At 37.3% G+C, this 14,564-nt stretch carries 12 protein-coding genes; 2 read left to right on the forward strand and 10 right to left on the reverse strand.

Annotated elements, in window-relative coordinates; genetic code table 11:
• Positions 1-169: 169 nt before the first annotated feature.
• Positions 170-2,323: a cell division FtsA domain-containing protein gene (locus tag B2R82_RS09755; RefSeq protein WP_286924660.1), complete on the forward strand. Its 2,154-nt coding sequence runs from the start codon at positions 170-172 to the stop codon at positions 2,321-2,323.
• Between the two features lie 58 nt (positions 2,324-2,381).
• Here the strand turns inward: B2R82_RS09755 and B2R82_RS09760 are convergent, their stop codons facing one another.
• The 9 genes from B2R82_RS09760 to B2R82_RS09800 form a co-directional block, all read right to left on the reverse strand.
• Positions 2,382-2,882: a YtxH domain-containing protein gene (locus tag B2R82_RS09760; protein ID WP_286924661.1), complete on the reverse strand. Its 501-nt coding sequence runs from the start codon at positions 2,880-2,882 to the stop codon at positions 2,382-2,384.
• Positions 2,883-3,012: 130 nt separating this feature from the next.
• Positions 3,013-3,507 (reverse strand): DUF948 domain-containing protein, encoded by a 495-nt coding sequence (locus tag B2R82_RS09765; RefSeq protein ID WP_286924662.1) that lies wholly within the window; start codon positions 3,505-3,507, stop codon positions 3,013-3,015.
• A gap of 111 nt (positions 3,508-3,618) precedes the next feature.
• Positions 3,619-4,932, reverse strand: a complete 1,314-nt coding sequence (gene murC / locus B2R82_RS09770; RefSeq protein ID WP_286924663.1) for a UDP-N-acetylmuramate--L-alanine ligase — start codon at positions 4,930-4,932, stop codon at positions 3,619-3,621.
• A gap of 229 nt (positions 4,933-5,161) precedes the next feature.
• The gene (locus B2R82_RS09775) at positions 5,162-8,263 is read right to left on the reverse strand and encodes a DNA translocase FtsK (RefSeq protein ID WP_286924664.1); all 3,102 of its coding nucleotides are present in this window, start codon (positions 8,261-8,263) and stop codon (positions 5,162-5,164) included.
• 454 nt (positions 8,264-8,717) lie between these two features.
• Positions 8,718-9,332 (reverse strand): YtpR family tRNA-binding protein, encoded by a 615-nt coding sequence (ytpR, locus tag B2R82_RS09780; protein ID WP_286924665.1) that lies wholly within the window; start codon positions 9,330-9,332, stop codon positions 8,718-8,720.
• The gene (locus B2R82_RS09785; protein ID WP_286924666.1) at positions 9,329-10,153 is read right to left on the reverse strand and encodes a DUF1444 domain-containing protein; all 825 of its coding nucleotides are present in this window, start codon (positions 10,151-10,153) and stop codon (positions 9,329-9,331) included. The genes ytpR and B2R82_RS09785 overlap by 4 nt, the downstream gene beginning before the upstream one ends.
• Positions 10,154-10,283: 130 nt before the next feature.
• Complete coding sequence (locus B2R82_RS09790; protein ID WP_286924667.1) at positions 10,284-10,802, reverse strand: hypothetical protein; 519 nt, start codon at positions 10,800-10,802, stop codon at positions 10,284-10,286.
• Between the two features lie 97 nt (positions 10,803-10,899).
• Positions 10,900-11,421 (reverse strand): DUF84 family protein, encoded by a 522-nt coding sequence (locus B2R82_RS09795; protein WP_286924668.1) that lies wholly within the window; start codon positions 11,419-11,421, stop codon positions 10,900-10,902.
• A gap of 61 nt (positions 11,422-11,482) precedes the next feature.
• Positions 11,483-12,559 (reverse strand): M42 family metallopeptidase, encoded by a 1,077-nt coding sequence (locus B2R82_RS09800; RefSeq protein ID WP_286924669.1) that lies wholly within the window; start codon positions 12,557-12,559, stop codon positions 11,483-11,485.
• Positions 12,560-12,723: 164 nt separating this feature from the next.
• Here B2R82_RS09800 and B2R82_RS09805 point away from each other — a divergent pair, with 164 nt between their 5' ends.
• Positions 12,724-13,038, forward strand: a complete 315-nt coding sequence (locus B2R82_RS09805) for a hypothetical protein (protein ID WP_283869213.1) — start codon at positions 12,724-12,726, stop codon at positions 13,036-13,038.
• Between the two features lie 55 nt (positions 13,039-13,093).
• On the opposite strand, the gene B2R82_RS09810 is transcribed toward B2R82_RS09805, so the two are convergent.
• On the reverse strand, positions 13,094-14,320 hold the full coding sequence (locus B2R82_RS09810) for an ATP-grasp domain-containing protein (RefSeq protein WP_286924670.1): 1,227 nt from the start codon (positions 14,318-14,320) through the stop codon (positions 13,094-13,096).
• Positions 14,321-14,564 lie beyond the last annotated feature (244 nt).

The raw sequence follows: 14,564 nt of genomic DNA on the forward strand, positions 1-14,564 counted from the left end.
TCTTGCTCCTCTCATCATGACAGACACTTTCAGAACTCTGAAATGTATGTTACATTTTTAGATATTAGCAATATTATAATCAATGTTGATCAGAATGTCACGTATTTTTAATTTAGCGCTTCAACTCGCTAAATTATTTTACAATATTACAAGAAAGGAAGCGATTACATTGAGTTCAAAACTATTTGCACTTGATATTGGTACACGTTCAGTTGTAGGCATTATCTTAACTGAAAATAACGACCACTTTCACGTTGAAGATATTTTAGTGAAAGAACATAAAGAACGTGCTATGGTCGATGGTCAAATACATAATGTCATGTATGTGGCAGATTTAATCAATGAAATAAAGCATGAGCTTGAGGATAAACATGGTAGCTTAACAAAAGTAAGTGTAGCTGCAGCTGGTCGCTCATTGAAAACAGAACAGGCGAGCGTGACCATCAATATACGAAATCGCCCAATTTTCACTGAGGAGGATATAAGCCGATTAGAACTACAAGCTGTACAACAAGCACAGCAGCAACTTTTGCAGCAGAAAGAGGATGCAAAAATAAGCCACTACTATTGTGTAGGCTATTCTGTTCTATATTATCGATTAGATGGTGAGGAAATTGGTAGCTTACTTGATCAGCAAGGAGATGAGGCGCAAATTGAAGTGATTGCCACGTTTCTACCCCGAGTAGTCGTAGAATCACTTATTGCTGCACTAAAACGTGCTGATTTAGAAATGGACGCACTTACTTTAGAGCCAATTGCAGCTATTAACGTGCTTATTCCTCCAACAATGCGTCGTTTAAATGTTGCACTTGTTGATATCGGCGCAGGGACATCCGATATTGCCATCACTGATAAAAGCACAGTCGTTGCCTATGGGATGGTACCTACAGCTGGAGATGAAATTACGGAGGCATTGAGCGATCACTATTTACTTGACTTCCCAGTAGCTGAAAAAGCAAAAAGACAATTACAAACAGAAGAGGAAATTTTAATTCAGGATATCTTAGGCTTTGATCAATATTTTTCAAAAGAAGAAGTTCTTAAAGCGATCGATCCCGCTGTCAAACAACTTGCTAAAGCCATAGGAGAAGAAATATTACGACTTAATAATCGTACCGCTCCTAAGGCTGTCATGCTTGTTGGGGGTGGAAGCTTAACACCAAACCTAACAACTGAACTTGGGGCAGTGTTAGACTTACCAGAAAATCGTATTGCCGTTCGAGGAATAGATGCCATACAAAATCTAACGAAGGAAGATCATATTAAAGCATCACCTGAATTGGTGACGCCAATTGGTATTGCCATTGCGGCAAAAAAAATGCCGATTCAATATATGAGCCTTACTGTGAATGATCAGGTAGTTCGTCTTTTTGAATTAAAAGAAATGACCGTTGCTGATGCTTTTTTAGCTGCAAATATTCGTGCAAAACAATTGTATGGAAAGCCAGGGCTTGGATTGTCTGTTAGCGTAAATGGACAAGATATTTTCATCCCTGGTGGTCACGGGCAGCCTGCGGAAATTTTAGTAAATGGACAGCAAGCTTCTACTAAAACATTGATTAAAACTGGGGATGCTATCCAACTAATTGAAGGTCAAGACGGGCAACCAGCAGTAGCAACTGTAAGAGATATTGTTGACAATGCAGCTATCAAAACGATAATGATTCAACATACAAAATACGTCATTGAACCAAAAATTACAGTGAATGGTTCCCCAGCCTCACTCGATAGTGCGTTAAAGGATCGGGATGTTGTTGCTTTTGAAATTGCAGATACAGTTGAAGAAATATTTAAGCTAACAAATAATTGGGCTTTATTAAAGCAATTTGAATCCTTTTATATTCAAGTAGATGGAAAACCACTTTACCTACCTGAGTTTTCCGCACAGTTAATGATCAATGATAAGCCAGCTAAACTGTCCTATGCAGTACAGGATGCAGACATCATTACTTTTCAGCAGCAAGCATTACCAACCGTACAACGAATAGCTGATCAAATGAATATTTTACTAGAGGATAACATCATCATTCATTTCCAGAACGAGATGCTGGAGCTGAAAAAGATGGCTAATGAGGTGCTCGTCAACAATAGCGTTGTTTCACCACTGTCAACGGTGCCAAATGGAGCGACAGTTTCATTTATAGAGAAGGATCGAAGTCGTTGGATCTACCAAGATGTCTTCCGTTTCTCTAACTGGCAGCTACCCACAACATTTAAAGGAAACTTTACCATATTACGAAATGGACAACCTGCCAACTTTGATATGGAAATCTTCGGTGGGGATAAGTTAGAAATTTTATTGGAGGAAGCAACTATCTTCTAAGAAATTAAAAAGGGATACGATATGTCCTTAAGGACATTCGTATCCCTTTTTTTAAGCTTTAAGCGCGAACCTCTTCATTTTTTTCTTCGGTTTGTTCCTTTGCTTCAGCCGCCTCTTCTGCTTTAGGCTCTTCATTAGGAACATAATCTTCTAACGGTTCTTCACCCTCGAATGAAACAGTACCGTCGTCAAATACAGTCGGTGCTTTTGCAGTCTTTAACGTTTTTACTTTCTCTACTAATTGTGTAGATTGCTCTTGTATTTGTTTCGACAATTGAACTGTTTTATCTTTTGCTGTCGTTGAAAAATCCGCACTCTTATCTTTTAGGTTTACAGCTTGTACAGCTACATCACTCCGTAAATCTTTTCCTGATTTTGGAGCTAGTAGTAAGCCGGCAGCTGCACCAACTATACCCCCAACTAATGCGCCAATAACAAAATCTTTCATGTTCACACGCTCCTCTTCATAAATAGATTCTTGCGGATGATAAAGCTGTGGCAATGAACTTTCAAGCTGTTGTTCCTTCACTTCGTTAAAATTTGGCTTTTGAGTTGTCATGCAACAATTCCTCCCATCTTATATTCATATGCCTAGACTGGTTGTCCATCTACTTTTGTTGATGCATCTTCAACTTATGTCTAAGACTTTATTTTTATTCAGATGACACAAAATGTCTACTGAATAATAATCACTTTTTACGACCCCATTTTCTTTTAGGCTTGTCTGATTGTTCAGCTTCAAAAACATAGCTTTCTTCTTGAACCTGCTCAATTACTTTACGCTTCTTCCATTTATCAGCAATACCCATTGCAACATTACTCCATTGAACAACCTGTGCGATTTTTTCCTCATTTTGTTCTACACTTTTTGAAATAGAGGAAGTAATGTGCTGTACAGACGTATTTAAACCGTTCACGGAGTCACCAATTCCTTTGACTGCATGAACAACAGAATTTAACTGTTCTGATTTTTGCTGAATATCCTCTGCCAAACTATTCGTTTTGGTTAATAAGGAAGTCGTTTCACGTGTAATACCTTCCATTTGTCCTTCAATACCTGATAAAGTTCCTGCTAAGCTGTTTAGAATGGATTTAAGCGAGAATAGCGTCATGCCTAAACTCACACATAAAATTAAAAAACCGATTGCTGCTATAATCGCTGCAATATACAAAATGACTTCCATAAAAAGACCTCCTGCTAGTAAAATTCTCTTTACTATTACTTTCCCTATCTTCGACAAAAAAAACTGAATTCCTTCTCAATTTTTGAGAAAAAACAGCTTATTCCTTACGGACTAAGCTGTTTCGTTGTTTTTTAACACGTTTTCAAAAGCATCTTGGAATTTGTGAACATCGCCTGCGCCCATAAATAAAAATACTGCGCCCTCATGTTTTGTTAAGACTTCAATTCCTTCAGTGGTAATCACTGCACTGCCTTCAATTAACGACGCCAAATCATGGATGGATAGCGCGCCTTGTGTTTCTCTTGCAGAGCCAAATATATCACATAAATATGCTGTATCTGCAAGACTTAGACTATCAGCGAAATCCTGTAAAAAAGCTTGTGTACGTGTAAATGTATGTGGTTGGAAAACAGCTACTAGCTCACGCTCTGGAAATTTTTGACGAGCTGATTGAATCGTTGCACGGATTTCCGTTGGGTGGTGGGCATAGTCGTCTATTAAAACATTATTGCCAATATCCGTTTCTGTAAAACGTCTTTTTACACCTTTGTAACTATTTAAACGTTCCTGGATAATGTCTGGTGAGATACCTTCATACTGACAAAGTGTAATAACAGCTAATGTATTTAAAACAGCATGATCCCCAAACAATGGGATAAAGAATGTACTGTAAAATTCATTGCGCACGAAAACATCAAATTTAGTACCCTCTGTTGTTTTATCCACATTACGGGCTTCAAAATCATTCTCTTCTCCAAAGCCATAATAAACAACAGGTACCTTTGCTTGAATACGTTGTAAATGTTCATCATCACCACAAGCAATAATTGCTTTTTTTACCTGTAAAGCCAATGATTGAAAGGCAGAATAAACATCCTCTATATTAGCAAAATAATCTGGATGGTCAAAATCGATATTAGTCATGACAGCGTAATCTGGATTATATGCTAAGAAGTGACGGCGGTATTCACACGCTTCCATCACAAAGAATTCTGCATTTTCATGCCCAGCTCCTGTTCCATCACCGATTAAATAAGAAGTGGGTTTATATCCTCCGACAACATGTGACATTAAGCCAGTTGTTGAAGTTTTACCATGTGCACCTGTAATGGCAATTGATGTATAATTTCCAATGTATTCCCCTAGGAACTTATGATAGCGAATAATCTCTACACCAATTTCTCGTGCTCGCACTAATTCAGGATGATCATCAGGAAAAGCATTTCCTGCAATAATTGTCATACCTTCTTTAATATTATCTGGATTAAATGTAAAAATTGGAATATTACGTTCACGTAACGGCTGTTCTGTGAAGAAATATTTATCAACATCTGAGCCCTGTACTTGTTCACCAGCATCAAACAAGATTTGTGCAAGCGAACTCATGCCAGAACCTTTAATGCCTGTGAAATGAAAAACTGTCATTAATTAAACCCCCCGGGAATATCAATATCCCATCTATCATCTATTAGGTGTACCGTATTATTTCACCAATTGTTAGGTATTAATACCTTTAAACGTGCTAAAAAATACGTACTTGTCATCACATCTTGTCTATTATAGCACTATTTATGCACAAGGATAAATGTGTAACTTTTCTAAAAATACTAATTTCGACGTAAATAAGATAATCTATACGAAATCCATGCAATTCTTATTCAAACATAGTAATTAAATCTTCTTCTGTAATATAACTTTCACGTGGTTTGCTGCCTCTCGCCTCAGACACAAATCCATGAGATTCTAACATATCAATTAATCGGGCAGCACGATTATAGCCAATGTGGTATTTGCGCTGGATTAAGGACGTAGAAGCTCCCCCCTGTTCAAACACAAATCGGCAAACTTCCTCGAATAAATCATCCTGCTCCGCAGAAATCTCCGTTTTCTTCAAAAGCTCCTCCTGATCAAAAATATAATCAGGTTCACCCTGCTCTCGGACATGTTCAATAATGGACTCGATTTCATCATCAGTCACAAATGTCCCCTGTAATCGTACTGGGGCGGACATACCGTTCCCTAAATATAACATATCGCCTCGTCCAAGTAATCTTTCTGCTCCTTGCCCATCTAAAATTGTGCGAGAATCTATTTGTGAAGATACTGCAAAGGCAATACGTGTAGGAATATTTGATTTAATTAGACCTGTAATCACGTCAACAGACGGTCTTTGTGTTGCAACAATTAAATGGATACCACATGCACGTGCCTTTTGTGCAATACGACAAATCGCTTCCTCAACATCTGCTGGAGACATCATCATTAAATCAGCTAACTCATCAATGACAATAAGCATATAAGGCAATTTAAGGCTATGTTCATTATTTTTATCTGCTAAAGCATTATACCGTGTAATATCACGTGCACCTGCATGAGCAAATAGCTGATAGCGTCGCTCCATCTCCTCTACTGCCCATTTTAATGCAGCTGTAGCTGCTTTAACATCTGTAATAACAGGGCTAACTAGGTGAGGAATATGATTAAACGGAGCCAGCTCTACCATTTTAGGGTCAATAAGCATTAGCTTTAATTCATGAGGAGCAGCTTTATATAACAAACTAACCAAAATCGAATTTATACAAACTGATTTTCCTGAACCTGTTGCCCCTGCAATTAAACCATGGGGCATTTTACGCAAATCGATCGTTACTGGTTTCCCAGTTAAATCCAGACCCAAAGCAGCCTCTAATGGTGATTCTGACTCAAGGAAGGAGGCACTATTTGTTACTTCTGATAATCGAACAGCGCGAGAGACACGGTTCGGAATCTCAATTCCAATAGAACTCTTTCCAGGGATAGGCGCCTGAATTCGAATATCTTTCGCTGCTAATGCTAGCTTTAAATCATCTGCCAAATTACGGATCTTACTAACCTTTGTACCATGGCTAACTGTTATTTCAAATTGCGTGACAGCAGGTCCTTGCATGATGGACTCAATTTGAGCAGATACTTGGAAATATGAAAGTGCTTCAACTAAGGTATCTCCCTGCTGCTCCATCCACTCTGTGTCTTGTGTTTTTTCCTCAGGTGGCTCTAAATATTCATCTGTCGGCTTTTGATACACATGAACAGGCTTTGAAGGATTTCCCTTCTCTTGAATTCCTTCGAGAGTTTCGTTTGAAGACTGCTCTTGATCGTCCATTTTAGCCTCTTCGTTTAGCAACCCAACATTTTCACTGAGATATTCATGTTCGATAATTGATGGTGCCTCCATATCAGTAGTCGCTGAAATTTCATGTTGACTATCTAATTCTGGAGCTGTCTTTTCTAAGGTTGATACGCTAGCCAGTGTTGCTACTGGTGCCATTGTAATGACAGAGACACTATCTGACGAAGCATTGATTGGAGAATTTGGAATAGATGACTCTATTTTCTCCACCTGTTGAGCTGTTACTTCGTCTTCCTCTGCCTCTAATCCAATAATCTGAGTAGAAACTGGATGTTTTATTTCTTCTTGTATGGATGGTCCTAATGGATGCTCGTCATCAAAGCTTATCGCTTCAGAAGACTCGCTTTGCTCATCTTGCTTTTTTTCAACAATAGTAGATGGCTTTAATTTTTTAGATTGTTGTTGAATTCGCCATTTCTCTTTATCCGTTTTTAACATTAATACATTAAAAGGAATACGACTTTTATCTTGCTTTGGGACAGCCTCAAGTGATTGATCTTCTAACATTTCCTGCTCAATAACTTCATTTACTGGCGGTTGAACTACTGTTACTTCACCAATATGAATTGTAGAATTTTCAATTTGAACCTGCTCCACAATAACTTCCTTCACATGAATTTCTGATTGGTCCGCCGTAAGTTGCTCGACATCCAATTCATGCTGAACAGCCTCTTTTACTTGATCCTCAAACGCAACAGCAAAAGAGGTTGTTTGGGGAAGGGGCAATTCTGCTTCTGCTTGCATCACATCGTCAGAATCGCTTATTTCTTGTGAAAAATCTTCATCAAACATAATCGGTTGCTTTGTTGATGTTTCAAAGGATTCTGGCATTTCAAATCGTTCAGAGACCTCTTCCTGTACTGGGCGAATTGGCTCTTTTTCTTCTAGTATATTTTCGAAAGCCTCATTTGTTGTCGTTTCTTTTAAAACCTTAGGCTCTGTAGGTATTGAAAACTCCTTTTTGTCGAGTTCTTCCTTGCGTTTATCCAATAATTGTTCTATAGGACTAGGCTTGGCAAATCCATAAACTGGTGAAGGTACATCACTCGGTACAAAACGTTTTCGATTAACAGGCATACTATTTTCTATCGTTTTTTCTGGTGAACTATTATTCTCTTTTGGTTTAGGTGTTGGTTGCTCATTTTGCGCATCCCGAAAAACTAAACTTGCTTTTGAACGGTACCCCTGTTCAGGTTGATTTTTTGTCATGGTTGTTCTGCCAGTTCGCTTTGAACGATTAGCTAATAATTCCCGAATACCAGAAACCTCCACATCATAAACACTAGAATCTACAATATGTTTATTTAAATGCTTTGGCAGTGATAATTCTTCGATTTGTCCATAATAATCATCTTCCACTTGATTAAATACATCTTTTGATTGCGATGTAGATGTTGGAGAAGGTGAGATTTCCATATCCTCAATTAACGGGAAACGAAAAGTTTTTTGTTTTGATGCAGGTGATTCTTTCACATGTTGCTGCTCAGTCTGTTCATCGTAGTTTTCATACATGTCTTCATATTCGTATTCGTATTCATTGTCATCTTTATTTATAAATTTATTAATTTGTTTTTTAAACCAATTCACTCTATTTCACTCATTTCTCATACACTTCATTTATAGCATTGTCTATATCAATTACGCCCTAGCGCAATTACATCCGGATTTTTTTCAAGCTTAGCTCGAAAAGCTCCTCTTCAAAATCCCTGACATCCGCCAGGGACTTTATCTTGATTCAGCAGGCGGTTACTGAATAGGAAAACCACATTCATCTCGACACCTATAGAGGTGTGGGAGTCTGTCTTCTGTATCTGCCGCTGCCGCTACGCTTATGCGCATAAAACATCTGCCGCTTTGCTTTCAATACAAAAACTTTTACTGAATGAAGATAAAGATAAAGATAAAATAACACAATGTCTATATCAAAAAGCATACCATAAAAATGTTATAGAAACTTGTATTTAGAGGCTCACCATACAAAAAAATCGTTATGCTACTAGCATTTTAGTAGCGTAACGATTTTACAAATACATCTTTTATTTTAACGTGTTGGTGCCTCAAACGCACTACCAATTTCTGCATCTTTTGGTAACACTAAAATCCCTTTTTCTGAAGGCGCATTTGGTATAGCAAGTTCGCGCGCTGAGCACAGCATTCCATGTGAATCAACACCACGTAAATTTCCTTCTTTAATAAGCATTCCAGAGGGCATTACTGCACCAATTTTCGCTACAACAACCTTTTGACCTGCTTCGACATTAGGTGCTCCACAAACAATTTGTAATATCTCCTCACCAACATTTACAGTACAAACGCTTAACTTGTCAGCATTTGGATGTTTATCCTTTGTCTCTACAAGACCCACTACGAATTTTGGCGTAAAATCTACATCTAAGCTAATAGTAGCTCCATTTTTAGCAATAGCAACTTCTAATTGTTCTACTAATTCGGGTGTTATTTCCACAAGTCCTTTTGCATCTGTTTGTACATAGCGGCTTGCATTAAATAAATTAAATGCTTTTATTTCGCCTGTCTGAGCTTCCTTTAAAATGGCAATATCACCAGCACGCTCTACTTCTGTTTTTACAATTGCCTCCGTTGCTAACTGGACTAGCAATACATCGCCAACATGCTCTTTGTTGTAAAATACGTTCATTGTTTTTCTTGCTCCTTTTTCACTCTGTTTTTTGCTAATATAAAAATTGGTTCTAGTTCCCCATCTTCATAGATAAAAGATAATGAGGTAATCGGGACAGTTCCGACAGTAAAGAAATGCATTGTCATCTGTGCTAATACATCATACCCTGTTTCATTCCGAATATCACCTATAATTAGGACATCCTGATGTGGCACAGATAATGTCATATCCCCCTCAATTATCGTACTCATTTCTTTTAAAAAGCTCTCATTTAAAATGCGGCTTGCATCATATCCGTCATTCACATTGACAAAGTAGAAAATATTCCCTGCTACTTCATCCTTCTTATAGACAGTCGGTAGTGTCTTCACTGAAAAACGTGCGATTTCACGTATTTGTTCTTCTGTTAATTGTAATACCTCTAACATGGTTTCATCTAGAAAACGATAGGTTTTTCCTAAATCCAGGGCATAAAAAATACGTGTCTCAGCTGTATGCTCCGTAGTAATGAATGCATGTCCTTCTTTTGAGGCTTTGGGGTAGGATGTAGAGCGAATGACAGGATAAATTTGAGTAGATGCTTGGAAACCTTGTTCTTTTTCTTGCTCCATCGCCTGAAAGGTTTGCTCAATTGTATAAACAACTTCATCAACTGCAGCTTCCTGCTTTTCATTATACTTTGCTAAAATACCTGGAAGTGATAGCTCCATCCCTTTACCAGTTTTTTTATGATTCAAGCGCAATTTATCATGCTTTTTATCAAAATCAAATTTAAATTTTTCTTCATTTAAACGTTGTTTCAATAGAGAGACAAGTTGCTCTGATTTAATCTGTTTCACCTTGCTCACATCCTTTCTTTACAATTTATTTAGTGTAATTGTCAAGGTTGACCGATAAAAAAATTTGAATATTGAAATGAAGAGAAAACGGTTCACCCGTTTGTGAACCGTACTGTTCAAAACTATCTAATTATTTAATCTTAACCGAATGTACAATTTTCGTCATCTCTGATAAATTCTCTTCTATACGTTTTGCCTGTGAAATGGTTGTCATTTTTATACCACCACTGCTTACAATTAGCTCAAATTCATTCTCATTGTCAGTTTTGGAAACAGCTGAGAAACCGAAAATGCCATTCTTTTCATAGGTATTTTCTTTCATAATTTTTTTCGAGCTATCCTCTTTTAATAGATTATAATAAAGTTTACTATCTGCGTCTTCACGATCATTAATGAACAGAATAAAACTTTCTTTTCCCTTTGCAATTAATATATTATATGCATCCGTGCTATCTTCAATTTTAAAATGAGAGGGTAAATATAATTCTACATTCCCAATTTTATCTGTATGCTCTGCAGGCTCTTCTGCGAAAACTGTTTCTGTTAGTTGAAGGCCTTTACTAATTTGGTCATCTACAGACTGATTGCAGCCAGAAAGTCCCAATAGCACAACCATTAATCCTGCTGCACGTAGCCATGTATGAGACATGTCTCTCTTCCTTTCATTGCTAACTTTTTCTCTATATTTTAAAAAAATTTTTGTAAGGTTGCAACTTCACTATTCCATTATCACTAATTCTATCATACTATTCATGTGCCAACGTGAACAAATATTGACCAACCAAAAGAGAGACAATATGCTCAAACATCACCTGACGACTTATTAAGCCTTGAGTGAAAATACCCACAGCACCTGCTCCCTGACGAATATCCTTTTGCTGAGTGTATTGCTCCATCACAGGTCCTAGCTCCCTACCAGCTCTTATTTCCTGGGCAATTGATTCTGGTAATAGTATTTGTGCACCAGCAGCCGTATAGGTAGTGCCATTTGCTACAACAAGAGCTCCCCAATTGCAAACATACATTAAACCATCAATCTCTGTTACACCACCCTCTAAGCCAAATGATAATTGTGCACCCGCTTCAATCATCGCATTTTTAGCACGGTTGATAGCACCTAATCTTGTTTCCTTATGAGTCATGGGTTGATTAGATACTTGTGATGCAGCCTTGATATATGTAAACCTTGGATTATCTAAATGTTTGCTAACAATGATTTCAACAGCTTCTATTTTTGCTTTATTTGTTGTTCCAATAGCGATTTTCATGTCTACCACCTCTTCCTTTACATAGAAAAAGATGCCCTTTTAGGCACCTTTTCATCCTACTTTATACATTAGCGTGTATCGTCTCTAATGTCGAACGATTTGCTTTTTTCACTAATTCTACAATCAAAGCTTTTGCAGCGGCATAATCATCAATATGAATAATAGACGCAGAAGTGTGAATATAACGTGAGCAAATACCAATAACTGCACTTGGCACTCCGTCATTTGCTGTGTGCACACGACCCGCATCTGTGCCTCCTTGTGACACAAAATACTGATAAGGAATATGATTTGATTCCGCTGTATCTAAGATGAATTCACGCATTCCTCGATGTGTAACCATTGTGCGATCAAGAATACGTAATAAAGTTCCTTTACCTAATTGACCAAATTGATTTTTTTCTCCTGACATATCATTCGCTGGAGAAGCATCTAAAGCAAAGAACAGATCAGGTTTAATCATGTTTGCAGATACTTGAGCACCACGTAAACCAACCTCTTCCATTACGTTTGCGCCAGAATATAAATGGACACCAAGTTTTTCATGTTGCACTTCCTTCATTAACTCTATTGCCAGTCCGCATCCATAGCGATTATCCCATGACTTTGCCATAATTTTTTTTGGATTAGCCATTGGTGTAAATGGACAAATAGGAATAATAGATTGTCCTGGACGAACACCTAAAGCAATCGCATCTTCCTTATTATCAGCACCAACATCTATTAGCATGTTTTTAATTTCCATTGGCTTGGAACGCTCAGCATCTGTTAATAAATGTGGAGGAATCGATGAAATTACACCAGGTATGGCTCCATTTTTCGTAAATACTTCAACACGCTGTGCCAGCATTACCTGATTCCACCATCCGCCCAGTGTTTGAAAGCGAATCATGCCATTGTCAGTAATTGATGTAACCATAAATGCTACTTCATCCATATGACCAGCTACCAATACTTTTGGTGCATCAGCAATTTCGCTATGCTTTACACCAAATATACCCCCTAAATTGTCCTGAACGATTTCATCCGAATATTTTTCTAACTCAGTACGCATGAAAGCACGAACAGCATGCTCATTCCCTGGAGCGCCTGGCAATTCTGTTAATGTTTTAAATAAATTTTTTGTTTCCTCATTCATGATGACTCTCTCCCCACGAAGTAGAATATTCTTCCTGCCTATTGTATCATATTTATTTCCGATTTCGAAATATTGATACATTTCCTGAAACTGCTAAAGTGTGAACGTGCATTCACTCCCCTTACTATGCTAAAATGAAGATATAGAAAAAGGAGGAAAGAAGCATGAAATTACGTGATTTTTTAATTGGTGTCGCAACTGGTCTAGCTGCCGCAGTCATTATTAAAGAAGCAAGTGAAAAAGTTTCTCCATATGTACCTGCAGGACAAGTACTCGAAAACATAAAAAAGGAATTTAAAAAGGATGCACCCATTGACGGGTCTTGGATTTATATGAAAACAGACGATTTCACAAATGGCATTATGACAATTCCAGTATATCGTGGAGGTATCTCTCGTATGCATGCGGGAGAAATGCAAACATTTGAATTTGCCGCAGATGCTCGCTCTGGTGTAGTGGTAGAGCTAATAGAAGTATAGACAGTATCCTTAAAACAAAGAAGCCATCTCAGCTACATGAGATGGCTTCTTTGTTTTACTCGGATAATCCTTTATTATTAAAGTATTTTTTATATTTTCGATAATAATTTAAATTATTTAATGTTAGCTTGACCCAACGCTTGGCATTCATATCCTCATTAAAATAAAGAGAATTTGTATATTTCCCTTCACGGATTAATTTTTTTGCTTCAAGTTTAAGCTTTTCATTGGATGCATACTTGAATAATACACCTTTAGGAATAATCATCCATAAATGCTTATCCTGCACATATGTTAGATCTTGTTCAATATCTAGCATATGGTCGTCAGCTACATACTTCATTAAATTATGACCACTTGCTGTTACATAATAACTTGAGCGACCATTGCGTAAGTTAATTTCAAAAAGCTTATACTGTTTATCACGAATATCGTATTTCATATCGAAGTTTGCAAAGCCTGTATAACCAATATCCTCTAAGAAGTTGCGTACCTGATCCAGCAATTCTTTATCATATGTGGTAACAATAGCTGCGTAACTACCAATGCCTTCAGGTGAATGCTCTTCTAAAATTGGATTCCCTAAACACATAAGCTTAACTTTACCGTCTTTGCCAACATACGCATTTAATACACGCATATATGAATCATCGCCCGGTATAAATTCTTGAATGATCATTGTATCTTGATAGCTTGAGCTATAGATTGCTTTTAATATGGCTGATTTTTCAGCTTCATCATGGGCAACGAAAACTTTTTTCTTACCAGGGAATTTACATGCCCAGTATTCAACCGAATTCGAAGCCTTTAGGATAATTGGGTAATCGAAAGGAGGGGTAAAATTTTCGTAATTATCGGCCATCACAGTCGTTGTTCCAGGGTACTTAAAATTATATTTATCACACATTTTATAGAAATTTTCTTTTAACAAAATTTCATCCATCAGTGATTCATCAATATAAGGAACTGTAAAATGCTCCTGTAGTGCTGGCTTATTTTTGATAATTAGCTTTGCGTAATCATCTCCACAGGCTAATAGTAGTAGTTTTTTATCAGCATATTTTTTCGCCACCTGTGCAAGGGCAGGCGCAAATACATCCTGTTCATTTAAGCGATCAATCTCCTGGAAATCTAAAATATGACTATCTTGTGTAGCTGTTAAATGTGAACGTCCTAAAACAAGTGGCTTTATGCCATATGCCTCATAAAATCCTCGTGCCATACCGTATGCATTCATATCTGATCCTAATAGTATCGGTAAAAATGGTTGCTCTGTTGCCATGTAATTTCAACTCTCTTTTATATTTTAGTATCGTTTTTAAGTGTATCATATTTTCCTAAATGTTCACGGAAAAAGGTCAAAAAAAGCAAGGTAAACGCATTTATTCACCAAATACTTCGAAGTAGGGAATCTCCCATTGTTTATTCACTTTATAAATCGAATCTATCTGGACAAAACCTAAAAAACGTGCAAACGGTTTATGTTTGCACGTCCATAGTGTTGAAAAACTAAATGGTCAAGGGAC

Origin of the sequence: Lysinibacillus sp. UBA6686, assembly GCF_002455205.1 — a bacterium.
In the GTDB taxonomy this organism is placed as follows: domain Bacteria; phylum Bacillota; class Bacilli; order Bacillales_A; family Planococcaceae; genus Lysinibacillus; species Lysinibacillus pakistanensis.

Excerpts from the sequence above, each read along its gene's own strand:
- B2R82_RS09760 (WP_286924661.1), bottom strand. The coding sequence starts at position 2,882 with ATGACAACTCAAAAGCCAAATTTTAACGAAGTGAAGGAACAACAGCTT.
- B2R82_RS09800 (WP_286924669.1), bottom strand. The coding sequence starts at position 12,559 with ATGAATGAGGAAACAAAAAATTTATTTAAAACATTAACAGAATTGCCA.
- B2R82_RS09795 (WP_286924668.1), bottom strand. The coding sequence starts at position 11,421 with ATGAAAATCGCTATTGGAACAACAAATAAAGCAAAAATAGAAGCTGTT.
- B2R82_RS09790 (WP_286924667.1), bottom strand. The coding sequence starts at position 10,802 with ATGTCTCATACATGGCTACGTGCAGCAGGATTAATGGTTGTGCTATTG.
- murC (WP_286924663.1), bottom strand. The coding sequence starts at position 4,932 with ATGACAGTTTTTCATTTCACAGGCATTAAAGGTTCTGGCATGAGTTCG.
- ytpR (WP_286924665.1), bottom strand. The coding sequence starts at position 9,332 with ATGAACGTATTTTACAACAAAGAGCATGTTGGCGATGTATTGCTAGTC.
- B2R82_RS09805 (WP_283869213.1), top strand. The coding sequence starts at position 12,724 with ATGAAATTACGTGATTTTTTAATTGGTGTCGCAACTGGTCTAGCTGCC.
- B2R82_RS09810 (WP_286924670.1), bottom strand. The coding sequence starts at position 14,320 with ATGGCAACAGAGCAACCATTTTTACCGATACTATTAGGATCAGATATG.
- B2R82_RS09765 (WP_286924662.1), bottom strand. The coding sequence starts at position 3,507 with ATGGAAGTCATTTTGTATATTGCAGCGATTATAGCAGCAATCGGTTTT.